Raw genomic sequence first — 23,629 nt, 5'->3', positions numbered from 1 at the left:
CGTAGACTCAAGGACTTGGGTCAGTTCACCGCATCGAGCCGGCCGAGCCGCACGAAGACGGTCTCGCCGGACGAATCATCAACTCCGTCATTGTCGGTGACGAAATAGGCCTCGCCGGCGGCATCGATGGCGAAGCCCTCGATCTTGTCGACAACGTAGCCGTTCGTCGCGGTTTGCATCTCGCCGACAAGGTCGCGCACAAGGGTCTTGTCCACCACCGGCAACTCGCCGCCGAGAGGTGCCGGCTGGAACGCCTCCAGGGAGACGCCATAGAGACGCTTGATCTTGGCCGAGGTGCCGAGCTGGTTGTCTCGCTCGATGATGTAGAGCGTGCCGTCATGGGCGGTGATCTCCGACAGGCCGACCCAACCCTTTTCGCCGGCATCCAGGGGATAGCGCACCGCCGACCACTCTTCGGTGGATGGCTTGTAGGCGACGAGCTTCACCTGCCCCTTCGGATCGTCCTTCCACTCGCGCTGGATGGCCATGACGAGCATCCGCTCATCGCCTTCGCCGACAAGCGTGACGCCCTCGAAGCCGAAGAGAATCTCATTGGCCAGAAGCTCAGCGGGAAGCGCGATCTCCTGCTTGATCACGCCGTCGGCGTCGACACGGTAGAGCGCATGCGGGATGAGCCGGTCGGTACGCCCCTCCGAGGCGAGCCAGAAGCCGCCTTCTCCATCGGCCACTATGCCTTCCAGATCGAGCTTCTGCGCGGGCATGCCGCCGCGGGTCACAACGATCTTACGCGTGATCTCGGCCGGCGTCTTGGTTGCGTCGACGACGAAGATGGCGGGTTCGGCGCTGAAGAAGGAGTCGGAAACCGCGTAGAGCCAGCCGGCCTGCGCCGGGTCGGCGGCAAGCCCGGAGAGGGCGCCCCAACCGACGGGCTGGCTCTCCTGCATGACCGACCGGATCATCGGGTAGGCGGGCATCCCTTCGGCAAGCTCGTAGACCATCACGTGCGAGCGAGCGCCGCCGTCCTCCACTAGGTCCGTTTCGTTGGCCGTCACCAGAAGGTTGCGCTCGGGGATCGCCAGCACGCCTTCCGGGCCGATGCCGGAGGGCAGCACCTGGACGAACTCCGGCGCTTCGCCCGTGTCGCGGTAGGCCGCCACCAGCGAGGCGCGCTCCAGCGCCACGAAGAAATAGCGCTCGTCGCCGAAGGCGGCCGCTTCCATGCCTTCCGGCTCCGCACCCTTGGCATCGGAGCGCTTGTCGGGGTAGTGGCCTGCAAGCGCCGCCTGGTGCTCGAGATCGGTGCCGGAATCGTGGAGAACCTCGCCCGTCTTGGAGAAGATGGTGAAGCTGCGCGCGCCGCCCTGGTAATCGCCCTCGTTGGCCGTCACCAGACGCTCGTCGTCCAGCCATTTCACGGCGTCGGGTTCGCGCAGGAGATCGGAGGCGGACTGGTCGAAGCGCAGCACCTTGTCATCCAGCAGGTCGACGTTCTTGACGCTGCCGCTGCCGGCGGAGAAATGGCTCACCACCTCGCCGGTCTCGGCCGAGACGATGGCGATGTGGTTGTTCTCCTGCAGGGTGACGACGATCTCGCCGAGGCCGTTGAAGTCCACGAACTCCGGCTCCGGATCCTCCGGCGCCACCTCCGCCAGGCCGGTCAGCGCGACGGTCTTGACGCTGTCGCAATCGGGCGCGCCTTCGTTCAGCGCGAAGATCTGCAGGGAGCCGGCGGGCATCTGCGGCAACGCGCCGTCGTTCAGGTCCTCGTCACGTTCGTTCTCGACTGCCACGGCGAGGAAACGACCGTCCTTGCTGACGGCCACGGAGTCCGGCTGGCCGGCGAGTGTGCAGGACGTCTCGGCCGTCTTCCCGGCGATGTCGATAACGAGCAGATTGCCCGAGGGGTCGGTGTAGCTTGCGGAGGTGTTGACGGCGGCGATGGCATTCGGCCCGACAACCGTGACAGACGTCGGCTCGCCGTCGACCTTGAGCAAGCCGCCGGGTTTGGGCGCATTCGGGTCGGTGATGTCGATGAAGCCGACGGCGCCGAGCGGGCTGTCGGAATAGATGAGCGTGTTGCCGTCCTCGCTGGCGGTGATGATTTCCGAGGAGGTCTCGCTTTCCGCGTCCATATCGGCCGGCAGGTTGTCGGCCACGGCGAACGTGGCGACGCGGTTGAAGGCCATGTCCGCAAAGGCGGGCATCGCCGTTGTCACGGAAAGCGCGGATGCAAGCGCGCAGAAAAGCGAGTGTCGTCCCATCTCCATCTCCTCATCGACTGGAAGGCTCGTTTATTGGAAGAGGAGGATTGCAGGCGCGTGACAGAAAGGTGACGGTACGGTGACGAGAGCTGTGCATTGCGCGCCGCGATGCGCCTTGCCTCGCTGGGCGAATGCAACTATATAGCCTGTGAATTCCCAAATCGGTGGCACCGCCCACCGCCCGCGCCAGGGACGCGGGCGAGGACAGGATATTTTTGCAATGGCCAATACGCTTCTCATGCCCAAGGCGACCGCCGTCTGGCTGGTAGACAACACAGCGCTGACTTTCGAGCAGATCGCCGAGTTCTGCAAACTCCACCCGCTCGAGGTGAGCGCGATCGCCGATGGCGACGCCGCGCAGGGCATCAAGGGCATGGACCCGGTGATGACGGGGCAGCTGACGCGCGACGAGATCGCCCGCGGCGAAGCCAACCCCGATCACCAGCTCAAGCTCTCCGAGCCGAAGGTGCGGGTGCCGGAGACCAAGCGCAAGGGGCCGCGCTACACGCCGCTTTCCAAGCGCCAGGACCGGCCCAACGCCATTCTGTGGCTGGTGCGCAACCATCCCGAACTCAAGGACGCGCAGATTTCGCGTCTCGTCGGCACCACCAAGTCGACCATCGAGCAGATCCGTAACCGCACCCACTGGAACTCGGCCAACCTGGTGCCGATGGACCCGGTGACGCTGGGCCTGTGCTCGCAGATCGACCTCGACCTGGAAGTCCAGCGTGCCGAGCGCTACGCGCCGCCGGCCGCTCCTGCCGGCGATACGCTGCTGCCGGCGTCCGAGACCGAGGGCCTGCCCGTCGAAGGGGAGAGGGGCGAGGCGCCGGAGGAAAAGGAACTCGACGCCGACGCTGTGTTCGCCAAGCTTTCCTCGCTCAAGTCGAGCGACGAGGACAAGGAAGAATAAGCCCGCGGTCAGCCGCAGGCGCTCTTCCGCTTGCCGCCGGCATAGGTGCGCACCAGCGCGCGCCCTAGCAGGTGGTCGGCTACCCCTTCGCCTCCCTGCGTCGTCACATCGGCCAGGACGCGGCCGTAATATTTGTCGCCGCCGATGTTGCGGATTTGCACCGTGGCGCCGCCGATCAGACGTTCGAGGGCGCTGCGCGATGTTTTCCCCGCAATCTTCTCCCTTTCGCAGCGGCTTCTGATCTCCGGCGCGTCGACACCGCGCAGGCGCACGCTTACCGTGACCGTTTGCCCCGGCCAGACATGCGCCTCGGCCACGAAAGTGTCGCCGTCGATGACGCGCACCACGCGCGCCTCCACCGGACCGGGAAAGAGGTCGCCGGCGATGGCCGAGGTGCCGCCAGGCGCGGCAAGAGCAACGGCCAGTAATCCGTGAAAAAGCGGCTGAGGCAACATGAAAGAGAATATATTCCTATCTTTCTTATAGAGCAAGCGGGAAGGTGTGTCTGTCCAGCCCTTGTTTCGGCGGCCGCGCTCGGCCTATCGTGCGGCGAGTAGAGACCCTTCACGAGGCGCAAGCGACATGGCCGAGACATTCGTCATTGCACAGGGCGGCGGGCCGACGGCCGTCATCAACCAGACGGTGGTCGGAGCGACGCTCGAAGCGCGCAGACGGTTTCCCGGCTCGACGGTGCTGGGCGCTCTGCACGGGGTGCGCGGGGTGCGGGACGGGCGTTTCGTCACGCTGTCCGACCTCAAGGAGGATGAGCTGAGGGCGGTGGCGGCGACGCCCAGCGCCGCGCTCGGCAGCACACGAGACAAACCGGACGCCGCCTATTGCGAGGCCGTCCTGAAGGGTTTGCAGCAGGCGGGAGCGGACGCCTTCATCTATATCGGCGGCAACGATACGGCCGGCACGCAAGGTATCCTCTCGGAAGCCGCCGGCGGACGCATCGCCTGCGTCCATGCGCCGAAGACCATCGACAACGACCTGGTGGAGAACGACCACACGCCGGGCTTCATCTCGGCGGCCGAATTCGTAGCCGGCGCCTTCCTGAGTGTCGATCTCGATTTCCGGGCGCTGCCGGGCGTCTACGTCGGCATCGTCATGGGCCGGCATGCGGGCTTCCTCACCGTGTCGGCGGCCGCCTGGTCGCTTGACGAGGATAGCGGGCCGCATCTCGTCTATGTGCCCGAACGGGCTTTCGAGCGGGCGCGTTTCATTGAAGACGTGCGGAGCACCCTTGACCGCCACGGCCGATGCATCGTCGCCATGTCGGAAGGCGTGGCTGCCGCGGACGGGCGATCGCTGGTGGAGACGCTGGTGCCGCCGGAACTGCAGGAGCGCGATCCGCACGGCAACATCCGCCTTTCCGGCACCGACCTCGGCCAGGCGATCGAGCGTATCCTTGCCGAGGACCTCACTGGCACGCGCGCCCGCGTCGACACTTTCGGCTATCTGCCGCGCGGCAATGTCGCCACGATCAACGAAACGGATGCGCGCGAGGCTTATGAGGCGGGCGCCTTCGCCGTGAAAGCGGCGGAAAAAGGCGGCGGCTCCGTGACGCTGCAGTTCGACGGGGAAAAGACCGTCTGCCGGCACGTGCCCCTCGAGGCCGTGGCCGGCAAGACGCGGCATATGCCGGCGGATTTCCTATACGCGGACGAGAACAGGGTTTCCGGGGCGTGCCTCGACTATCTTCGTCGGCTCATTCCACGCAAGTATGCGGTGGCGAAGCCGTTTGCGTGATATTCGCGGCTGTCCCGGTTATCGGCGCCGGTCGTCCGTACGGGACGGCGGCGTCCCGACCAACGGCGCCAAGCCCAACGGCGCAAGGGTGGTGTAGACGCGCGGGCGGCGTCCGAGTTGCTGGTAGCGGATATCCGTCAGCAGCGAGTCGACGAAAGTGCGAACGATTTTCATGTCATCCTCCAATAGATCTGGGGGCCGAGGGGTCTTTTATGGAGGAAGATAGTGAAATCGGCGCTGCATGCCAGCGAGATCGACTCAATGCGACTTGACAGAAATTCAAGTCTCGACGGCAAGCTCGTGCAGCCAGCGCTCTGTTCGGCGGGCAGCAGCGGTGGGCGTTACGCCGTTGGGCCGGCACAGGTAGTAGGCGGCACCGCTGGGGTCGGCTGCGCCGAACGGCGCGACCAGCGTTCCGTTCGCCAGGCGATCCTCGATGAAGAGCCGGCGGCCGATCGCCAGCCCCAGCCCCCGCTCAGCGACCCGCAGGGCCTCCTCCTGGCCTTCGATCTCGAAGGTGGCGGCGGGCGTGAGCGTGGATAGCCCGCGCGCCCGGCTCCACTCCTCCCACTCGTCGGGTGAGCGGGTGTTGACGATGAGGCGGGTACGGCTGACGGCGGCATGCGGGTCCTCACCCTCGCGTACCGCCAGATAGCCGGGCGCGGCGACGGGGAAAGCGGTTTCGTGGAGCAGAAATTCGGATGCGACGCCGGGCCACGGGCCCTTGCCGTGGCGTATGGCGAGATCGATCTGGTTGCGCCTGAGGTCGAGCACGCGGGTCGTCGTGACCAGTTGCAGCTCGATGTCCGGATATGCCCGCTCGAAGGCGCTGAGATGGGGGATGAGCCAGGTCGCGGCGAGGGAGGCGGGCAGAGTGAGCCGCACGACCTTGCGCCCCGTCCCGCCCAGCAGGGCCTCGGTCGCCGTCTGGATCTGGCGGATCGCCGGGTCGATCGCCTCCAGATAGCGCTGCCCGGCCGGCGTCAGCCGCGCACCGCTGCCGGTGCGTTCGAACAGCGCCACATGGAGGTATTCCTCAAGGCGCCGCACCTGGTGGCTGATGGCCGATTCGGTGATGCCGAGCGCCTCGGCGGCGTCGCGGAAGCGATCGTAGCTGGCGGCGGCATGGAAGGCGCGCAGCGCGGCGAAGGGCGGTAGGCGGGGACGCTCCGGGGACATCGGGCGAGGATGGCAGCGGGTTGAACGGATTTCAAGGCGGGGAGGAGAATGCCGGGCGCCTTAGAGGGTACCGAATCTTAAACGAACAGCGCTCTCTCCTGCTCCACGATCTCGCCGATGAACGCGGCCACCGCCTGGATGCGGCGGGTTGGGTGCATGGATTCGTGGTAGACGAGCCAGTAGCTGCGGCGGATTGGCTCTGCGAAGGGCACCGGCACGAGGTCCCGATAGGCGCGGGCGATGAAGGTGTGCAGGATGCCGATGCCGGTGCCCGCCCGCACCGCCTCCACCTGGCCCATGGCCGAAGAGACGGCGAAGGCGGCGCTCCATTCCTCGGAAATTTCCGCCGCGTAGTCGAGCGTCGGGCTGATGACGAGGTCCGGCACGTAACCGACCAGGCGGTGGGTCGAGAGGGCCTCGGCGCTCTCGGGGAGGCCGTGTTCGGCCACATAAGCCCCGGAGGCGTAGAGGCCGAGCGTGTAGTCGACCAGCTTGCCGGCGACGAGGCGGCCTTCGGTGGGGCGGTCGACGGTGATGGCGATGTCGGCTTCGCGCCGCGACAGCGAGAAGGAGCGCGGTACCGGCACAAGCTGGATAGCAAGGTCCGGATGGATCGCCGTCAGCCGGCCGAGCCGCGGGGCCAGGAAGGCGACGCCGAAGCCGTCCGGCGCACCGATGCGCACGGTGCCCGAAATCTCCTCGCCCTCGCCGGCGAGTTCGGCGCGGGCGGAGATCGTGTCCGCCTCCATGCGCTCGGCGATGGCGAGCAGGCGCTCGCCTGCCGGCGTCAACTCGCTGCCGGTGGTGAGACGGTGGAAGAGTTTTGCGCCGACGGCTTGCTCCAGGGCGGCGATGCGGCGCGAAACGGTGGCGTGGTTGAGGCCGAGCCGTCTGGCAGCGCCCAGAATCTGGCCGGCGCGGGCCACCGCCAGGAAAATGCGTATGTCATCCCAATTCACCGACACCTCCGATGCGATTTTTCGCACGGCATTTTCTAGCAGTGCTATAATTTATGCACAACGGATGCGATTTTCCTCACGTTGCATTCGCTCTGCGGAAGCGGGACAATCGCGTCCATCAGCAATGCAGGGAGAGACTCTCATGGAGGACATCGGTCATTTCATCGGCGGCAAGCGCGTCGCCGGTACGAGCGGCCGCTCGCAGAACGTTATGCAGCCCATGGACGGCACCGTGCGCGGCAAGGTGGCGCTCGCCTCGGCCGCGGAAGTGCGCCAGGCGGTAGAGAACGCCAAGGCCGCGCAGCCCGAATGGGCGGCCACCAACCCGCAGCGCCGGGTGCGCGTGCTCATGAAGTTCCTGGATCTGGTGCACAAGGAGTACGATTCGCTCGCCGAGCTTCTGGCGCGCGAGCACGGCAAGACGATCCCCGACGCCAAGGGCGACATCCAGCGCGGGTTGGAAGTGGTTGAGGTGTGCATCGGCGCGCCGCATATGATGAAGGGCGAATACACGGAGGGCGCGGGGCGCGGCATCGACGTCTATTCGATGCGCCAACCGCTCGGCGTGGTCGCGGGCATCACGCCGTTCAACTTCCCGGCCATGATCCCGCTGTGGAAGATCGCCCCGGCGCTCGCCTGCGGCAACGCCTATGTGCTGAAGCCGTCGGAGCGCGATCCGAGCGTGCCGCTACGGATCGCCGAGTTCTTCCTTGAGGCGGGGCTGCCGGCGGGCGTGCTCAACGTCGTCAACGGCGACAAGGAGGCGGTCGACGCCCTCCTCGACGATCCCGACATCAAGGCGGTCGGCTTCGTCGGGTCGACGCCGATTGCGAAGTACATCTACGGCCGGGCCACCGCCAACGGCAAGCGCGCGCAGTGCTTCGGCGGGGCGAAGAACCACCTCATCGTCATGCCCGACGCCGATATGGACCAGACGGTCGACGCGCTGATCGGCGCCGGCTACGGATCGGCGGGCGAGCGCTGCATGGCGGTCTCCGTCGCCGTACCCGTGGGCAAGGAGACGGCGGATCGGCTGGTTGAAAAGCTCATTCCGCGCGTTGAAAGCCTGAAGGTGGGGCCCTCCACGGACGCCTCCGCCGATTTCGGTCCGCTGGTGACGAAGGAAGCGCTGGAGCGCGTGAAGGGCTACGTCGACCTCGGTGTCGAGGAAGGCGCGAAACTCGTCGTCGATGGCCGCGGCTTCACCATGCAGGGCTACGAGGACGGCTACTACATGGGCGGTTGCCTGTTCGACGAGGTGACGCCCGACATGCGCATCTACAAGGAGGAGATCTTCGGTCCCGTCCTCTCCATCGTGCGCGCCAACACCTACGAAGAGGCGCTTGCGCTGCCGAACGACCACGAATACGGCAACGGCGTCGCCATCTTCACCCGCGACGGGGATGCCGCGCGCGACTTCGCGGCGCGCGTCGAGGTCGGCATGGTGGGCGTCAACGTGCCGATCCCGGTGCCGATCGCCTATTACACCTTCGGTGGCTGGAAGGCCTCGGCCTTCGGCGACCTCAACCAGCACGGGCCCGACGCCTTCCGCTTCTACACGAAGACCAAGACGGTCACCTCACGCTGGCCGTCGGGCGTGAAGGATGGCGCGGAGTTCGTCATCCCGACGATGCGCTGAACGGGCATTTTCATCCCGCCCGGCACAACTGCCGCTCGCGCGGAGTTTACCGCCCGCCCCTTGCTGGGGCGGGCGGAAATGCCCATGTCGTCAACAAAGGGCCAATGGTCCCTGCCGGAACACCGGAAGAAGCAAGGAGCGAAACGGTGATCGACGAACAGTCACGCTCACGGGCTCCGGCAAGCTGAGGGCGGCGACGCGTCTCCGTTTGCCGGGACTGACGGCAAAGGAGGTGCCCCATGGCACGCAATATCTCGAAACTCGTTCTGGCGGCGCTGATCGCCGGAACCGCGACGGTGGCCGCCGCCCAGCCGCTGCGCTGCGGCCAGCGCGGTAATATGGTGGAATTCCTGGGCGAACGCTTCCAGGAGCGGCAGCACGGCTATGGACTGGTCGGCAATCGAGCGATTGTCGAACTCTTCCTGTCCCCTGAAGGCACGTGGACAATCCTCATGACCGGGCCCGACCGGCAGACCTGCATCGTCGCTACGGGGGACGGCTGGGAAGACGTTCCCGCCCTCGCCGGCCACGATGTGACGTGGCGGGCGCCGGGCTGACAGGTGCCTGCAGGCTCGGCAGCAGGCGGTCCTGTTTTGGTGACTGTCATGGAACGGCCTGCGCCTTTCTCAGTTATCAATCGAGAGGTGCGCTGTGGGCGCAACACCAGAACGCCTCCGCGAGCGGCATGCGGTGCCCGCGCGGCGGCAGGAGGTAGAGATATGAGAAAGGCCATGAAAGCCGGCTTCGGTTTGACGGCGCTGGCTGGCGTCGTGCTCTTCACCGGCGCACAGCAGGCGACCAGCCAGGGAAATGTTTGCGCACCGCGCAACGAATTAGTCTCGCAGCTCGGGTTTCAGTTCAATGAAAACCAGAAGGCGCTCGGTTTGGTCGGCGAGCAGGTGGTGATGGAGGTGTTCGCCTCCGAAAAGGGCAGCTGGACGATCCTCACCACCGATATCAACGGCCAGAGCTGCATCGTTGCGGCCGGTGAAGGGTGGGATGACACCTACGCACGCAACGTCGGCGAAGGCGTGTAAGTCACAGGTCCCGGTACTTATAGCCGCGCTGTCGCCTCGGCATGCTTTCTGAGGAGGCGCATCAGCGCGTCGGCTTCGCGGCCGGCCTCCTTCTCGTCGCCGTCGAGGATGGCCCGGATGATGCGGACATGCTGCTCGGCCGCGTGGGCGAGCCCGGTGTCGGCCTGATAGCGGAACCAGAAGCGACGGCTGTGGGTCTGCAGGGGGGCGGCCACACGCGCGGCGAAGGGGTTGTCGGCCGCCGCCGCCATTGCCTCGTCCAGTTCCTTGTCCGCTTCAAGAAAGACGAGGATGCTGCCGGTGACGACCGCCTTTTGCATGCTGACCGCCGCCTCGCGGAAGCGAACTGCAGTGTCCTCCGTTGCAAAGCGCGCGGCTGCGCGCGCTAGAGCCACCTCCACCCCACGCCTTGCCTCGATGACCTTCAGCCAGTCGCTGGCGTTCAGCGGTGTGATGGTCAGGCCGGCGCGCGGGCGCACTTCCATCAGCCCTTCCCAAGCCAGGCGTTGGATGGCTTCGCGCACGGGGGTCCGGCCCAGCCCCAGGCGCTCTATCAAGGCGCCCTCCGTGGTGATCGATCCGGGCGGCAGCTCCAGCGTGACCACCATGCGCTCCAGGGCGCGATAGGCTTTCCCGGCTGCGCGCTCGTCCGACCGATCTTTCAACCCAACCGCCATGATCCTTCCGTTGATATATTGCTAATATATCAGGAGGCCTGCTCCGTTGACAGGAGATTTCTCCCGCGTAATATATTACTAATATATCAGACGGAGATCCGTATCAATGTGGAGTGGTGTATTACCCGCGGTCACGACCAAATTCACGTCCGAGGATGCGCTCGATCACAAGGAGATGGAACGCTGCTTCGGACTTTTGATGGATGCCGGTTGCGATGGGCTCATCGTCGCCGGCTCACTCGGCGAAGGGCCGATGCTCAGCCATGAGGAGAAGCTGCAGGTCCTGAAGACGGCGCAGGGTGTGGCCGGCGGAAAGCCGGTGCTCATGACGGTCAACGAAGCGGCCACGCGCGATGGCGCCGAGCTTGCCCGGCGTGCCGCGGCCGCGGGCGCCGACGGGCTGATGATCGTGCCGAGCCCCATCTATCATACGGACGATCGCGAGACGGTGGCCACGCTCAAGGCCGTTGCCGCGGCCGGCGGGTTGCCGGTGATGATCTACTCCAACCGCATCGCATACCGAGTCGACGTAACGGTACCGGTTATGGAGGCGCTGGCCGGCGACGAGCTGTTCGTCGCCGTCAAGGAATCCTGCGACGACATCCGCCGCACGACCGACATCATCAACGCCTTCGGCGATCGCTTCGCGGTTCTGACCGGCGTCGACAACCTCGCCTTCGAGGCGCTGGCGGCGGGCGCGGTCGGCTGGGTGGCGGGGCTCGTCACCGCCTTCCCGCGCGAGACGGTGGCCATCTACAAGCTGATGAAGGCGGGGCGGCTCGACGAGGCGCGGGCGATCTACCGCTGGTTCCGGCCGCTGCTCGACCTCGACGTTTCCACCTATCTGGTGCAGAACATCAAGCTGGCGGAGGCGATCGAGATCGGCTCCAACGAGCGGGTGCGCATGCCGCGCCAGCCGCTCGAGGGGGCGCGGCGGGCGCAGGTCGAAAAGACCGTCCGTGCAGCGATCGCCAGCCGGCCCGAGTTGCCGGCGGTATAGCTGGAGAAGCGAGCGTGGCGGGGCGGAGCACGGGCAAGGACGCGCAGGTCGTCGTCATCGGCGGCGGCATCATCGGCATTGCCGTGGCCGCCTATCTGGCTGAGGCGGGGCGCGACGTGCTGGTGCTCGACCGCTCCGGCATCTGCGAGGAGACGAGTGCCGGTAATGCCGGAGCGCTGGCCTTCTCGGACGTGCTGCCCCTGGCGCACAAGAACATGCTCGCCCAGGTGCCGCGCTGGCTGGCCGATCCGCTGGGGCCGCTCTCCATCCCGCCCGCCTATCTGCCGAAGCTGCTGCCTTGGCTGTGGCGCTTCATGCGCGCCGGAAGGCCGTCGACGTTCGAGGAGGCCGTCTCGGCGCAGGTGGCGATGATGACGCTTGCCGAGCGCGAATGGTCGGGGCTGATGACCCGTTCCAGCACCGGGCACATGTTGCGCGAGGACGGCTCGCTGGAGCTTTACGAGAGCGAAGCCGAGTTTCGCGCGGCACAGGAAGGGTGGAAGCTGCGCCGGCGCTACCACATTCCTTTCCGGCACCTGGAACGGGATGAGATCGCCGAATGCCAGCCAGGCCTCTCGGACTGCTTCGTGCGCGGCACGTTCGCGCCCGGCTGGAAGACGGTGGCCGACCCGCAGCGACTGGGCCAGGCGGTCTGGACCCATGCCGAGCGTCACGGTGCCCGCTTCATGCCGGCCACCGTGGTCTCAGCCAGGACCGAGGGAGAGGGCGTCGCCGTCAGCCTTGCCGGCGGCAAGAAGCTGACCTGCGAGAAGCTGGTGATCGCCGCCGGCGCGTGGTCGCGGCCCTTCGCCGCCGCCTTCGGCGACCGTGTGCCGCTGGAGACGGAGCGCGGCTACAACACGACGCTGCCGGCCGGCGCCTTCGATGTGAAAAGGCAGCTCATCTTCTCCGGCCACGGCTTTGTCGTCACGCCGCTTGACAGCGGCCTGCGCATCGGCGGAGCGGTGGAACTCGGTGGGCTGAAGCGGCCGCCCAATTTTTCGCGCTCGCGCGCCATGTTGGAGAAAGCCGCCCGGTTCCTGCCGGGCCTGAAGACCGAGGGTGGCCGGCAGTGGATGGGCTACCGACCGTCGATGCCGGATTCGCTGCCTGTCATCGACAGGGCGCGGAACGAGCCGCACGTCCTCTATGCTTTCGGGCACGGCCATCTGGGGTTGACGCAGGCGGCGGCAACGGGCCGCTTGATCCGTGACCTCGTGCTGGAGCAATCTGCGTCGATCGACCTTCGCCCGTTCAGAGCGGGCCGTTTCAGAGGAGATGGCTGAGCGGTGACACGGCATTCCTTCTTCTGCATAGACGGGCATACCTGCGGTAATCCGGTGCGGCTGGTGGCCGGTGGAGGCCCGCAGCTTTCGGGCGACAGCATGATCGAGCGGCGCGCGCACTTCATGGCCGAGTACGACTGGATCCGCACAGGGCTTATGTTCGAGCCGCGCGGCCACGATGTGATGTCCGGTTCCATTCTCTACCCGCCGACGCGGGAGGACTGCGACGTGGCGGTGCTCTACATCGAGACAAGCGGATGCCTGCCGATGTGCGGCCACGGCACCATCGGTACCGTCACTTTCGCCATCGAGCACGGGCTGGTGAAGCCGAAGACGCCGGGCATCCTAAGGCTCGACACGCCGGCAGGGCTGGTGGTGGCGGAGTACCGGCAGGAGGGAGCGCATGTGGAGGAGGTGCGCATCACCAATGTGCCGGCATTCCTTCATGCCACGGACCTCGAGGTGGAGTGCCCGGATCTCGGCACCCTCAAGGTCGATGTCGCCTATGGCGGCAACTTCTACGCCATCATCGATGCCCAGGAAAATTTCCGCGATATCGCCGACCACACGGCCTCGGATCTCGTGCGCTGGAGCCCTGTGCTGCGCGAGCGGCTCAACGAGGCGCACGACTTCGTGCATCCCGAGGAGCCCTCGATCCGGGGGCTCTCGCACATCCTGTGGACGGGCGCGCCGACGCAGGACAGGGCGCACGCCCGCAACGCCGTCTTCTACGGCGAGAAGGCCATCGACCGCTCGCCCTGCGGCACTGGTACCTCGGCGCGGATGGCGCAGCTCCATGCCAAGGGCCGGCTCACGGCGGGAGAACCCTTCGTGCACGAATCCATCATCGGCTCACTCTTCAACGGCCGCATCGAAAGGCAAGTGGAGGTGGCGGGGCGAAAGGCGGTGGTGCCTTCCATTGGCGGCTGGGCGCGCATGACGGGTCTCAACACGATCTTCATCGACGATCGCGACCCATTTGCGCATGGCTTTACAGTGCGCTAGACGAAGAAAGCCCGTTGTCGGAGGGTGCGCGACGGCGCAAGAATGTAGCGTCAACGCCATTTTTATCGGAGAATCCTTCGAAAGAATCTGAAAAATCTGGCGCTCAAGGCAAGGACATTGCACAGTGCCGATGATAGCTTCCGCGCCAACATGCCCCTCTGCGGGGAAGCACGGGAGAATATAAGGTCGACGGGACACGCCGGGCGCTCTAGTTTCGGCAACCTGAACGGCTAGGGGAATAACAACAAGGAATGCGTCCTGGCGGCGACATTCCAGGGAGTACCGCACGATATGGAATATTTTGTCCAGCAGCTTATCAACGGGCTGACGCTGGGTTCCATCTATGGCCTGATCGCCATCGGCTATACGATGGTCTACGGCATCATCGGCATGATCAACTTCGCCCACGGCGACATCTTCATGATCGGCGCGTTCATCTCGCTGGCCGTGTTCCTGTTGCTGACTTCGGTGCTGGGCTTCGCCTTCCTGCCGGTCGTGCTGTTGATCGTTCTCATCGTCGCCATGCTGTTCACCTCCGCCTGGGGGTGGACGGTGGAGCGATTGGCCTACCGGCCCTTGCGCGGTTCTTTCCGCCTGGCGCCGCTGATCACGGCCATCGGCATGTCCATCGTGCTGCAGAACTTCGTGCAGATCACGCAAGGCGCGCGCGTCAAGCCCCTGCCGCCGCAGATCCGGGGTGGTGTCACGGTTATGCAGGGTTCCACCGAGGCCGGCACCATCGTCGTGCAGCTCTCCTACATGCAGATGATCATCATCGTCACCACGCTGGTGCTGATGACGGCCTTCACGCTGTTGATCGCCCGCACGTCGCTCGGTCGTGCGCAGAGGGCATGCGAGCAGGACCGCAAGATGGCGGCGCTGCTCGGCGTCAATGTCGACCGCACCATCTCGCTTACCTTCGTCATGGGGGCCGCGCTTGCCGCGGTGGCGGGGCTGATGTTCCTGCTGCTCTACGGCGTGATCGACTTCTATATCGGCTTCCTGGCCGGCGTTAAGGCGTTCACGGCGGCCGTACTCGGCGGCATCGGCTCGCTGCCCGGCGCAATGCTGGGGGGCCTTCTGATCGGCCTCATCGAGGTGTTCTGGTCGGGCTACTTCACGGTGGAATACAAGGACGTGGCGGCGTTCTCCATCCTCGCCATCGTGCTGATCTTCCTGCCCTCCGGCCTGCTTGGCAAACCCGAAGTGGAGAAGGTGTGATGGCAAGCTCCACGACGGGAGTGAAGGTGTCGGGCAAAAAGCCCGCGGGCGACCAGGCCGAGACGCCGAGCCGCGGCCATGCGCCGAGCCCGGCGGGGCCGGGTGGCGGCAGCAGGTTCCAGGGCTCGCTTCGCGACGCGGCCACGGCGGCTTTCGTCGCCGGCGTGCTCGGCTTCTTCTTCATCGGCCTGCGGACGGACATTGCGCCGGGCGGGCTCGACATCAAGGCGCGCTGGACCGCCTGGATCGTGTCCATCCTCGTGGTTTTCGCGGGCCGGCTGGCGCTCAACCTCTTCGTCTTCAAGGCGGAGCGCCCGGTCACGCTGGGGCTGGCGGCGCAGCTCTCCGGCGTCGGCGAGACGCTGCCGGGGCTCAGCAAGTGGCTGGTGCGTTTGCTCCTGGTCTTCGCTTTGGTGCTGCCCTTCTTCCTCATGACGGTCTTTCCGAGCAAGCAACGCCAGTTCATCGATCTCGCCATCCTCATCATGACGTACATCATGCTTGGTTGGGGATTGAACATCGTGGTGGGGCTCGCCGGATTGCTCGACCTCGGCTACGTTGCCTTCTACGCGGTCGGCGCCTATTCCTTCGCCCTGCTCTCGCAATATTTCGATTTCGGCTTCTGGATGGCGCTGCCATTGGCGGGGCTGCTCGCCGCGTTCTGGGGTGTCATTCTCGGCTTTCCGGTGCTGCGCCTGCGCGGCGACTATCTGGCGATTGTCACGCTCGCCTTCGGCGAGATCATCCGCATCGTGCTCCTGAACTGGTATCAGTTCACTAACGGGCCGGACGGCATATCGGGCATCCCCAAGCCGACCCTCTTCGGGTTGGAGTTTTCGCGCAGCGAGGACGGTTTTGCGGCTTTCTTCGGTCTCGAATATGCGCCGATCCACCGTTTCATCTATCTCTACTACATCATCCTCGCCCTGGCGCTGATCACCAACGTGGTGACCATCCGGCTCAGAAGGCTGCCCATCGGGCGTGCCTGGGAAGCGTTGCGCGAGGATGAGATCGCGTGTCGCTCGCTGGGCATCAACACCCGCAACACGAAGCTCACCGCATTCGCCATCGGCGCCATGTTCGGCGGCTTCGCGGGATCGTTCTTCGCCACGCGGCAGGGCTTCATCTCACCGGAAAGCTTCTCCTTCATCGAATCGGCGATGATCCTCGCCATCGTGGTTCTGGGCGGGCTGGGCTCGCAGATCGGTGTGGTCGTCGCTTCCGTCGCCATGATTGGCGGCATCGAGATGCTGCGCAACCTGGGCTTCCTGACCCAGATCTTCGGGTCCGGCTTCGACCCGGTCCAGTACCGCATGCTGATCTTCGGCTTGGCGATGGTGCTCATCATGGTATGGAAGCCGCGCGGGCTGGTTTCGACGCGCGAGCCCACGGCTGTGCTCAAGGAGAAGAAGCGGATCGGCGCTGAAGCGGTTGCACAGGGTGAGGGTCACTGATGGTTCTGGCGACTGAGAAGAACGCACCCGTGGGCGGCGCCGCAGCGCGGAATTGGGAGCACGATCCGGTCCTGTCGGTCGAGCATCTGACCATGCGCTTCGGCGGACTGGTGGCCGTCGGCGACCTGTCCTTCGACGTGGGGCGCGGTGATATCACCGCCCTCATCGGGCCGAACGGCGCCGGCAAGACGACCGTGTTCAACTGCGTGACCGGCTTCTACAAGCCAACCGAGGGGCGCATCATCATGCGCCACGGCCCGGGGCGGCAGGAAAGCACGGTGGACGCGGTGACGGCCAGCGGCCTCAGATGGAAGAAGGAGATCGGTTCCGGCGTCTTCCTGCTCGAGCGCATGCCCGACCACGAAATCTCGCACAAGGCCAAGGTCGCCCGCACATTCCAGAATATCCGGCTGTTCGGCGGCATGACGCTTTTGGAGAACCTTCTGGTGGCGCAGCACAATCCGCTGGTGGTCGCCTCCGGCTTCACCTTCGGCGGCATTTTCGGGGTGCCCAGCTACCGCAGGGCCGAGCAGGCAGCCATCGACAGGGCTGTCTACTGGCTGGAGCGCACGAGTCTCATCGACCGCGCCGACGACCCCGCGGCCGACCTACCCTATGGTGCGCAGCGGCGGCTGGAGATCGCCCGCGCCATGTGCACCGGGCCGGAACTCCTGTGCCTGGACGAGCCGGCGGCAGGGTTGAACCCGCGCGAATCGGCCGAACTCAACGCGTTGCTCAAATTCATCTGCGAGGAACACAAGACCTCGGTGCTCCTGATCGAGCATGACATGGGCGTGGTGATGGAAATCTCCGACCACATCGTGGTGCTCGACTACGGCGTGAAGATCTCCGACGGCGACGCGGAAACGGTGCGCACCGACCCCAACGTCATCGCCGCCTATCTCGGCGTCGAGGAAGAGGAGGAGATCGACATTCCGGAGGTGCTGGAGGACGTGGCGGAAACGGTCGGCGACCCCAGCGGGATCGACCTCAAGTCGAAGGGTGGTTCATCCAAGCCGAAATCCCGCGCAAAACGCGGCAACGGCAAGGGAGGCAAGGCATGAGGGCGGCGGCGGAACCCCTGCTTTCGGTGCGCGGCGTCGAGACCTATTACGGCAATATCGTCGCGCTGAGGGGTGTGGATCTGGAGGTGAGCCGCGGCGAGATCGTTACCATGATCGGCGCCAACGGTGCCGGCAAGTCGACGCTGATGATGACGATTTGCGGCGATCCGAAACCCCGCAGCGGCCAGATCCTCTATGACGGCACGGACATCACCGCCATGCCGACGCACGAGATCATGCAGCTCGGCATCGCCCAGTCGCCCGAGGGCCGGCGCATCTTCCCGCGCATGACGGTGATGGAAAACCTGCAGATGGGGGCCTCGCTGGTCGATCCCAACCACTTCGAGGACGATCTGAAGCGCGTCTCCGAGCTTTTCCCGCGCCTCAAGGAACGGCTGCATCAGCGCGGCGGCACGCTTTCGGGCGGCGAGCAGCAGATGCTGGCGATCGCGCGCGCCTTGATGGGGCGTCCGAAGCTCCTGCTTCTCGACGAGCCGTCGCTGGGGCTGGCGCCGCTGATCGTCAAGCAGATCTTCGAAACGATCCGCGAGCTCAACGAAAACGAGGGGCTTACGGTGTTCCTGGTCGAGCAGAACGCCTTCCATGCGCTCAAACTCGCCCATCGCGGCTATGTGATGGTCAACGGCAACATCACCATGAGCGGCACGGGCGCCGAACTGCTCAAGCGCGAAGAAGTGCGCGCGGCCTACCTCGAAGGCGGGAGGCACTGATGGAAAACGAGAACGCATTCCTGTGGGAAGTCACCTTTTGGGAGTTCCTGTTCATCACGGTGATGCTGGCCGGCAGCGCGGCCTATCTGACGGGGCGCGCCATCGCCAGAGCTTGGCAATCAAACCTGCAGCTTGCCTTCTACATCGTCCTTCTGACAGGGGCGACGCGCTTCATCCATTTCGCGCTCTTCAACGGCTCGCTTCTGACGCTGCACTACTATCTTGTCGACCTTGCCGTGCTCTTGGTGATCGCCTTCTTCGGCAAGCGGATCACGCGGGCCCGGCAGATGTCCACGCAATACAGCTTCTCTTTCGCGCGCAATGGCCTGCTTGGTTGGAAGGCTAGGGCTTAAGGAGATTCACGATTAACCGGCGGAAGGTCTTTATTTCAAACCGAAACTGGGATTTGATGCCGGTTAAGCGGGTAGACCCCGCATCGGCTGAACCGGAAAGCTGAACACCATTCCGGAAAGCCGTGGGAACATCTGGTGTTTAAAGGGAGAAGTCATGAAGAAGGCACTCATGGCTGGCGCTGCGCTCAGCCTTTTGATGACAGGATCCGCTTGGGCCGACATCACGATTGCCACCGTTGGCCCGATGACGGGACAGTACGCGACCTTCGGCGAGCAGATGAAAGCCGGCGCCGAGCAGGCCATCGCCGATATCAATGAGGCGGGCGGCGTCAACGGCGAGATGCTGAAGCTGCAAGTGGGCGACGATGCCTGTGATCCGAAGCAGGCCGTGGCGGTGGCCAACCAACTCGCGGGCGAGGGCGTCACTTTTGTGGCCGGGCACTTCTGCTCCGGCTCGTCGATCCCGGCTTCGCAGGTCTATTCCGAGGAAGGCATCATCCAGATCTCGCCTGCCTCGACCAACCCGGCCTTCACGGACGAGCGTCCGGGCCCTGGCATCTACCGCGTGTGCGGCCGTGACGACCAGCAGGGCGACGTGGCAGGCAAGTTCCTGGCCGAGAACTTCGCCGACAAAAAGATCGCCTTCGTCCACGACAAGACGGCCTATGGCAAGGGCTTGGCCGATGCCACGAAGGCGGCTTTCGAGGCCGCTGGCGGTACGTCCGCGCTCTACGAGGCCTACACGGCTGGTGAGAAGGACTACACGGCGCTGGTCTCCAAGCTGAAGCAGGAGGGCATCGACGTCCTTTATGTCGGCGGCTACCACACGGAAGCCGGCCTGATGGCGCGCCAGATGCGCGAGCAGGGCATGGACACGTTGCTGGTCTCCGGCGACGCACTGGTCACCGACGAGTACTGGGCCGTCACCGGCGAGGCTGGTGAAGGCACGCTGATGACCTTCTCGCCCGACCCGCGCAAGAACGAGATCGCCAAGCCGGTGGTCGACGCGCTTCTGGCCGCCGGAAAGACGGCCGAAGGCTACGCGCTCTACACCTATGCCGCGGTCCAAGCCTGGGCACAGGCGGTCAACACCGCCGGCTCGACCGAGTATGAGGCCGTTATCGAGGCGCTGGACGCCGGCGACTTCGAGACGGTGCTCGGTCCGCTCGAGTTCGACGAGAAGGGCGACGTGACCCTGCCCGGCTACGTCCTCTACGAGTGGAAGGACGGCGAGTACGACTACCTCGAACAGTAAGCCGCAAGGCTCAGACTGTTATGGACGGCCCGGCATTTCTCATGCCGGGCCGTTTTGCTTCGGCGTACCGTGCGCTGCTCAGCCGCCCGGTGTCGAGAAGGTTTGCACTGCAGCAATACGCGCGCTAATCATTGGCCCGACCAAGGGACCCAGGCATCTTCCGCGTATGCTGCGCAGCTTTCTCATGAGCTAACGGTGCGTATTGCATAGCGGTCGCCCTGGCCCTGCCCTGCCAGCCGGAGCATGCCAGTGCAGATCAAGAAACTCCTCGTCGCCAACCGTTCCGAAATCGCCATCCGCGTCTTCCGCGCCGCCAACGAGCTGGGCATCCGAACGGTCGCCATATGGGCGGAGGAGGACAAATATTCGCTGCACCGCTTCAAGGCGGACGAATCCTATCAGGTGGGCCGCGGTCCGCATCTGGAGCACGATATGGGGCCGATCGAGAGCTATCTCTCGATCGACGAGGTGATCCGCGTCGCCAAGCTGTCCGGCGCCGATGCCGTCCATCCCGGCTACGGCCTGCTCTCCGAAAGTCCGGAATTCGCCGAGGCATGTGTTGCGAACGGCATCGTCTTCATCGGTCCCAAGCCGGAGACCATGCGCCGGCTCGGCAACAAGGTGGCCGCCCGCAACCTTGCGATGGAGGCGGGCGTGCCGGTGGTGCCGGCAACCGAGCCGCTGCCTGACGATCTGGACGCGGTGGCGAAGATGGCGGGCGAGATCGGCTTCCCCGTCATGCTCAAGGCATCCTGGGGCGGCGGCGGGCGCGGCATGCGCGTCATCCGCTCGAAAGCCGACCTCAAGCGCGAGGTGATGGAGGCCAAGCGCGAGGCCAAGGCCGCCTTCGGCAAGGACGAGGTGTATCTGGAAAAGCTCGTCGAGCGCGCCCGCCACGTCGAGGTGCAGGTCTTGGGCGACACCCACGGCAACGCCGTGCACCTGTTCGAGCGCGATTGCTCCATCCAGCGGCGCAACCAGAAGGTCGTGGAACGCGCGCCCGCGCCCTATCTCGATGAGAAACAGCGGGCGGAGCTGTGCGGCTACGCGCTGAAGATCGCCGAGGCGACCGACTATGTCGGCGCTGGCACTGTCGAGTTCCTGATGGACGCCGACACCGGCGCATTCTACTTCATCGAGGTGAACCCGCGCATCCAGGTCGAGCACACGGTGACCGAGGAGGTGACCGGGATCGACATCGTCAAGGCGCAGATCCGCATCCTCGAAGGCGAGCGCATCGGCAACCCGCGCTCCGGCGTGCCGGCGCAGGCCGATATCAAGCTCAACGGCCATGCCCTGCAATGCCGCATCACGACCGAGGATCCGGAACAGAATTTCATCCCCGATTACGGCCGCATCACCGCCTATCGCGGGGCCACCGGCTTCGGCATCCGGCTCGACGGCGGCACGGCCTATTCGGGCGCCGTCATCACCCGCTTCTACGACCCGCTGCTCGAGAAGGTGACGGCCTGGGCGCCGACGTCGGACGAGGTGATCCTGCGCATGGACCGGGCGCTGCGCGAGTTCCGCATCCGCGGCGTTGCCACCAACCTCACCTTCCTCGAGGCCATCATCAGCCACAAGCAGTTCCGCGACGCCACCTACACGACGCGCTTCATCGACGAGACGCCGGAACTCTTCACCCAGGTCAAGCGCCAGGACCGGGCGACGAAGCTTCTGAACTACCTGGCCGACGTGACGGTGAACGGGCACCCCGAGGCGCGCGACCGGCCGCGGCCGAACCCGGAAGCCGCCGCGCCGCGCGTGCCTTACGTCGATGCGGCGATACCCGACGGCACCAAGCAGCGCCTTGACCGGCTGGGGCCGGAAGGCTTTGCCAAATGGATGCGCGAGGAGACGCGCGTGCTGGTGACCGACACGACTATGCGCGACGGGCACCAGTCGCTCCTGGCGACGCGGATGCGCACCTTCGACATCGCTGCCATCGCCGGGGTCAATGCGCGCGCCCTGCCGCAGCTCCTGTCGCTGGAGTGCTGGGGCGGTGCGACCTTCGACGTTGCCATGCGCTTCCTCACGGAAGACCCGTGGGAGCGACTAAGCCGTGTGCGCGAAGCAGCCCCCAACCTGCTTTTGCAGATGCTGCTGCGCGGGGCGAACGGCGTCGGCTACACCAACTACCCCGACAATGTGGTGCGGTATTTCGTGCGCCAGGCGGCAAAGGGCGGCATCGATCTCTTCCGCGTGTTCGACTGCCTCAACTGGGTGGAGAATATGCGCGTGGCGATGGACGCCGTGCGCGAAGAGGACAAGCTGTGCGAGGCCGCCATCTGCTACACGGGCGACATCCTCGACCCCGATCGGGCCAAGTACGACCTGAAATATTATGTCGCCCTGGCCAAGGAGCTGGAGGCGGCGGGGGCCCATATCATCGCCATCAAGGATATGGCCGGGCTCCTGAAGCCTTCCGCCGCGCGCGTGCTCTTCAAGGCGCTGCGCGAGGAGACCGAGCTGCCGCTCCATTTCCACACCCACGATACTTCCGGCATCTCCGCCGCCACCGTCCTTGCGGCGGTGGAGGGCGGGGTGGATGCGGTGGACGCGGCAATCGATGCGCTGTCCGGCAATACCTCGCAGCCTTGCCTCGGCTCCATCGTCGAGGCGCTGAAGGGGGGCGAGCGCGACACCGGCCTTGACCGCGAATGGGTGCGCCGTATCTCGTTCTACTGGGAGGCCGTGCGCAACCAGTACGCCGCCTTCGAGAGCGACCTCAAGGGGCCGGCCTCCGAGGTCTATCTGCACGAGATGCCGGGCGGCCAGTTCACCAACTTGAAGGAGCAGGCGCGTTCGCTGGGGCTGGAAACGCGCTGGCACGAGGTGGCGCGCGCCTATCACGACGTCAACATGATGTTCGGCGACATCGTCAAGGTCACGCCGTCCTCCAAGGTTGTGGGCGACATGGCGCTGATGATGGTGAGCCAGGACCTCGCCATCGCCGATGTCGAAAACCCAGCCAAGGACATCGCCTTCCCGGATTCGGTCGTCTCCATGCTGCGCGGCGATCTGGGACAGTCGCCCGGCGGCTGGCCGAAGGCGCTGCAGAAGAAGGCGCTGAAGGGCGAGAAGCCGATCACCGTCAGGCCCGGTTCGCTGCTTGAGCCGGCCGATCTCGAGGCCGACCGCAAGGAACTGGAGGAAAAACTCGGTCGCGAGGCGAGCGACTTCGAGTTCGCCGCCTGGCTGATGTATCCCAAGGTCTTCCTCGACTTCGCGACGGCTGCGGAAAGCTACGGTCCCGTCAGCGTGCTGCCGACGCCGATCTACTTCTACGGCATGGCGCAGGAAGACGAGATCTTCGTCGACATCGAGCGCGGCAAGACGCTGGTCATCCGCTGCCTCGCCGTCGGCGAGCCGGACGAAAAGGGCATGGTGACCGTCTTCTTCGAACTGAACGGCCAGCCGCGCCGCGTCAAGGTGCCGGACCGGCTGCACGGCGCCTCCGCGCTGGCCGTGCGGCGCAAGGCGGAGGCCGGCAACGAGGCGCATGTCGGCGCACCCATGCCTGGCGTCGTGTCGTCCGTCACCGTCAGCGCCGGCCAGGAGGTGAAGGCGGGCGACGTGCTTCTTTCCATCGAGGCGATGAAGATGGAGACCGCCATCCACGCCGAGCGCGACGGCACGATCTCCGAGGTGCTGGTGAAGGCCGGCGACCAGATCGATGCCAAGGATCTGCTCGTGGTCCTGCAGAATGGCTGAACTGGTATTAGACGAGGGTCGTTAAATCGATTTAATTCAGCCCTGCCAACGCCTGACTGATTGACCGCTGGTGGTGCGTCGATGTTCAGGCATGGATCCTCGGGTCAAGCCCACTGGTGTCCGGTTAAGCTGGCGCGAGGTTTAGGGTCATTTGCCGTGGATCGGGCGGCA

At 65.4% G+C, this 23,629-nt stretch carries 21 protein-coding genes; 15 read left to right on the top strand and 6 right to left on the bottom strand.

Annotated features, from left to right (window positions below):
• Positions 1-20: 20 nt before the first annotated feature.
• Positions 21-2,222 (bottom strand): esterase-like activity of phytase family protein, encoded by a 2,202-nt coding sequence (locus GM910_RS16995; RefSeq protein ID WP_159589335.1) that lies wholly within the window; start codon positions 2,220-2,222, stop codon positions 21-23.
• Between the two features lie 220 nt (positions 2,223-2,442).
• On the opposite strand from GM910_RS16995, the gene GM910_RS16990 reads away from it, so the two are divergent.
• Complete coding sequence (locus GM910_RS16990; protein WP_159589333.1) at positions 2,443-3,135, top strand: DUF1013 domain-containing protein; 693 nt, start codon at positions 2,443-2,445, stop codon at positions 3,133-3,135.
• An 8-nt stretch (positions 3,136-3,143) separates the two neighbouring features.
• Here GM910_RS16990 and GM910_RS16985 read toward each other — a convergent pair whose 3' ends face one another.
• Positions 3,144-3,590: a thermonuclease family protein gene (locus GM910_RS16985; protein ID WP_159589331.1), complete on the bottom strand. Its 447-nt coding sequence runs from the start codon at positions 3,588-3,590 to the stop codon at positions 3,144-3,146.
• Between the two features lie 127 nt (positions 3,591-3,717).
• On the opposite strand from GM910_RS16985, the gene GM910_RS16980 reads away from it, so the two are divergent.
• Positions 3,718-4,884, top strand: coding sequence for a diphosphate--fructose-6-phosphate 1-phosphotransferase (locus GM910_RS16980; RefSeq protein ID WP_159589329.1), 1,167 nt, complete (start codon positions 3,718-3,720; stop codon positions 4,882-4,884).
• Positions 4,885-4,902: 18 nt separating this feature from the next.
• Here GM910_RS16980 and GM910_RS16975 read toward each other — a convergent pair whose 3' ends face one another.
• The 3 genes from GM910_RS16975 to GM910_RS16965 all read right to left on the bottom strand — a co-directional run bounded on the left by GM910_RS16975 (position 4,903) and on the right by GM910_RS16965 (position 7,022).
• The gene (locus GM910_RS16975; RefSeq protein WP_159589327.1) at positions 4,903-5,058 is read right to left on the bottom strand and encodes a hypothetical protein; all 156 of its coding nucleotides are present in this window, start codon (positions 5,056-5,058) and stop codon (positions 4,903-4,905) included.
• A 105-nt stretch (positions 5,059-5,163) separates the two neighbouring features.
• The gene (locus GM910_RS16970; protein ID WP_159589325.1) at positions 5,164-6,063 is read right to left on the bottom strand and encodes a LysR substrate-binding domain-containing protein; all 900 of its coding nucleotides are present in this window, start codon (positions 6,061-6,063) and stop codon (positions 5,164-5,166) included.
• 77 nt (positions 6,064-6,140) lie between these two features.
• Positions 6,141-7,022: a LysR family transcriptional regulator gene (locus GM910_RS16965; protein WP_159589323.1), complete on the bottom strand. Its 882-nt coding sequence runs from the start codon at positions 7,020-7,022 to the stop codon at positions 6,141-6,143.
• Positions 7,023-7,164: 142 nt separating this feature from the next.
• On the opposite strand from GM910_RS16965, the gene GM910_RS16960 reads away from it, so the two are divergent.
• The 3 genes from GM910_RS16960 (at position 7,165) to GM910_RS16950 (ending at position 9,698) form a co-directional block, all read left to right on the top strand.
• A complete protein-coding gene (locus GM910_RS16960) occupies positions 7,165-8,661 on the top strand; it encodes a CoA-acylating methylmalonate-semialdehyde dehydrogenase (RefSeq protein WP_159589321.1) in 1,497 nt (498 codons plus the stop codon).
• 239 nt (positions 8,662-8,900) lie between these two features.
• Complete coding sequence (locus tag GM910_RS16955) at positions 8,901-9,218, top strand: hypothetical protein (protein WP_246226197.1); 318 nt, start codon at positions 8,901-8,903, stop codon at positions 9,216-9,218.
• 162 nt (positions 9,219-9,380) lie between these two features.
• Positions 9,381-9,698, top strand: coding sequence for a hypothetical protein (locus GM910_RS16950; RefSeq protein ID WP_159589319.1), 318 nt, complete (start codon positions 9,381-9,383; stop codon positions 9,696-9,698).
• Between the two features lie 17 nt (positions 9,699-9,715).
• Here GM910_RS16950 and GM910_RS16945 read toward each other — a convergent pair whose 3' ends face one another.
• Positions 9,716-10,375, bottom strand: a complete 660-nt coding sequence (locus GM910_RS16945) for a GntR family transcriptional regulator (RefSeq protein WP_159589317.1) — start codon at positions 10,373-10,375, stop codon at positions 9,716-9,718.
• A 106-nt stretch (positions 10,376-10,481) separates the two neighbouring features.
• Between GM910_RS16945 and GM910_RS16940 the strand changes: the two genes are divergently transcribed.
• The 10 genes from GM910_RS16940 (at position 10,482) to pyc (ending at position 23,458) form a co-directional block, all read left to right on the top strand.
• A complete protein-coding gene (locus GM910_RS16940; protein WP_159589315.1) occupies positions 10,482-11,375 on the top strand; it encodes a dihydrodipicolinate synthase family protein in 894 nt (297 codons plus the stop codon).
• A 14-nt stretch (positions 11,376-11,389) separates the two neighbouring features.
• Positions 11,390-12,661, top strand: coding sequence for an NAD(P)/FAD-dependent oxidoreductase (locus tag GM910_RS16935; RefSeq protein ID WP_246226196.1), 1,272 nt, complete (start codon positions 11,390-11,392; stop codon positions 12,659-12,661).
• A 3-nt stretch (positions 12,662-12,664) separates the two neighbouring features.
• On the top strand, positions 12,665-13,666 hold the full coding sequence (locus tag GM910_RS16930) for a 4-hydroxyproline epimerase (RefSeq protein WP_159589313.1): 1,002 nt from the start codon (positions 12,665-12,667) through the stop codon (positions 13,664-13,666).
• Between the two features lie 291 nt (positions 13,667-13,957).
• Positions 13,958-14,887: an ABC transporter permease subunit gene (locus GM910_RS16925; RefSeq protein WP_159589311.1), complete on the top strand. Its 930-nt coding sequence runs from the start codon at positions 13,958-13,960 to the stop codon at positions 14,885-14,887.
• Positions 14,887-16,341 carry a high-affinity branched-chain amino acid ABC transporter permease LivM gene (gene livM / locus GM910_RS16920; RefSeq protein WP_201285529.1) on the top strand — a complete coding sequence of 485 codons (1,455 nt, stop codon included), beginning with the start codon at positions 14,887-14,889 and terminating at the stop codon, positions 16,339-16,341. Before GM910_RS16925 ends, livM begins: the two co-directional genes overlap by 1 nt.
• Entirely contained in the window at positions 16,341-17,405 is a 1,065-nt protein-coding gene (locus GM910_RS16915) for an ABC transporter ATP-binding protein (RefSeq protein ID WP_159589309.1), read from the top strand. The genes livM and GM910_RS16915 overlap by 1 nt, the downstream gene beginning before the upstream one ends.
• Positions 17,402-18,136: an ABC transporter ATP-binding protein gene (locus GM910_RS16910; protein WP_159589307.1), complete on the top strand. Its 735-nt coding sequence runs from the start codon at positions 17,402-17,404 to the stop codon at positions 18,134-18,136. Before GM910_RS16915 ends, GM910_RS16910 begins: the two co-directional genes overlap by 4 nt.
• Positions 18,136-18,489: a DUF6867 family protein gene (locus GM910_RS16905; protein ID WP_159589305.1), complete on the top strand. Its 354-nt coding sequence runs from the start codon at positions 18,136-18,138 to the stop codon at positions 18,487-18,489. The genes GM910_RS16910 and GM910_RS16905 overlap by 1 nt, the downstream gene beginning before the upstream one ends.
• Before the next feature lie 154 nt (positions 18,490-18,643).
• Positions 18,644-19,744 carry a branched-chain amino acid ABC transporter substrate-binding protein gene (locus GM910_RS16900; RefSeq protein WP_159589303.1) on the top strand — a complete coding sequence of 367 codons (1,101 nt, stop codon included), beginning with the start codon at positions 18,644-18,646 and terminating at the stop codon, positions 19,742-19,744.
• 249 nt (positions 19,745-19,993) lie between these two features.
• A complete protein-coding gene (gene pyc, locus GM910_RS16895; RefSeq protein WP_159589301.1) occupies positions 19,994-23,458 on the top strand; it encodes a pyruvate carboxylase in 3,465 nt (1,154 codons plus the stop codon).
• Positions 23,459-23,629: the final 171 nt, after the last annotated feature.

This window comes from Chelativorans xinjiangensis (assembly GCF_009812055.1).
Taxonomy (GTDB): domain Bacteria; phylum Pseudomonadota; class Alphaproteobacteria; order Rhizobiales; family Rhizobiaceae; genus Chelativorans; species Chelativorans xinjiangense.
Note: the sequence above shows the minus strand (reverse complement) of the source record. Positions and strands in the feature narration are given on the sequence as shown.

What these genes read in the sequence shown, in the direction of transcription:
- GM910_RS16995 (WP_159589335.1), bottom strand. Translation starts at nt 2,222, where the DNA reads ATGGGACGACACTCGCTTTTCTGCGCGCTTGCATCCGCGCTTTCCGTG.
- GM910_RS16990 (WP_159589333.1), top strand. Translation starts at nt 2,443, where the DNA reads ATGGCCAATACGCTTCTCATGCCCAAGGCGACCGCCGTCTGGCTGGTA.
- GM910_RS16985 (WP_159589331.1), bottom strand. Translation starts at nt 3,590, where the DNA reads ATGTTGCCTCAGCCGCTTTTTCACGGATTACTGGCCGTTGCTCTTGCC.
- GM910_RS16980 (WP_159589329.1), top strand. Translation starts at nt 3,718, where the DNA reads ATGGCCGAGACATTCGTCATTGCACAGGGCGGCGGGCCGACGGCCGTC.
- GM910_RS16975 (WP_159589327.1), bottom strand. Translation starts at nt 5,058, where the DNA reads ATGAAAATCGTTCGCACTTTCGTCGACTCGCTGCTGACGGATATCCGC.
- GM910_RS16970 (WP_159589325.1), bottom strand. Translation starts at nt 6,063, where the DNA reads ATGTCCCCGGAGCGTCCCCGCCTACCGCCCTTCGCCGCGCTGCGCGCC.
- GM910_RS16960 (WP_159589321.1), top strand. Translation starts at nt 7,165, where the DNA reads ATGGAGGACATCGGTCATTTCATCGGCGGCAAGCGCGTCGCCGGTACG.
- GM910_RS16955 (WP_246226197.1), top strand. Translation starts at nt 8,901, where the DNA reads ATGGCACGCAATATCTCGAAACTCGTTCTGGCGGCGCTGATCGCCGGA.
- GM910_RS16950 (WP_159589319.1), top strand. Translation starts at nt 9,381, where the DNA reads ATGAGAAAGGCCATGAAAGCCGGCTTCGGTTTGACGGCGCTGGCTGGC.
- GM910_RS16945 (WP_159589317.1), bottom strand. Translation starts at nt 10,375, where the DNA reads ATGGCGGTTGGGTTGAAAGATCGGTCGGACGAGCGCGCAGCCGGGAAA.
- GM910_RS16940 (WP_159589315.1), top strand. Translation starts at nt 10,482, where the DNA reads ATGTGGAGTGGTGTATTACCCGCGGTCACGACCAAATTCACGTCCGAG.
- GM910_RS16925 (WP_159589311.1), top strand. Translation starts at nt 13,958, where the DNA reads ATGGAATATTTTGTCCAGCAGCTTATCAACGGGCTGACGCTGGGTTCC.
- livM (WP_201285529.1), top strand. Translation starts at nt 14,887, where the DNA reads ATGGCAAGCTCCACGACGGGAGTGAAGGTGTCGGGCAAAAAGCCCGCG.
- GM910_RS16915 (WP_159589309.1), top strand. Translation starts at nt 16,341, where the DNA reads ATGGTTCTGGCGACTGAGAAGAACGCACCCGTGGGCGGCGCCGCAGCG.
- GM910_RS16910 (WP_159589307.1), top strand. Translation starts at nt 17,402, where the DNA reads ATGAGGGCGGCGGCGGAACCCCTGCTTTCGGTGCGCGGCGTCGAGACC.
- GM910_RS16905 (WP_159589305.1), top strand. Translation starts at nt 18,136, where the DNA reads ATGGAAAACGAGAACGCATTCCTGTGGGAAGTCACCTTTTGGGAGTTC.
- GM910_RS16900 (WP_159589303.1), top strand. Translation starts at nt 18,644, where the DNA reads ATGAAGAAGGCACTCATGGCTGGCGCTGCGCTCAGCCTTTTGATGACA.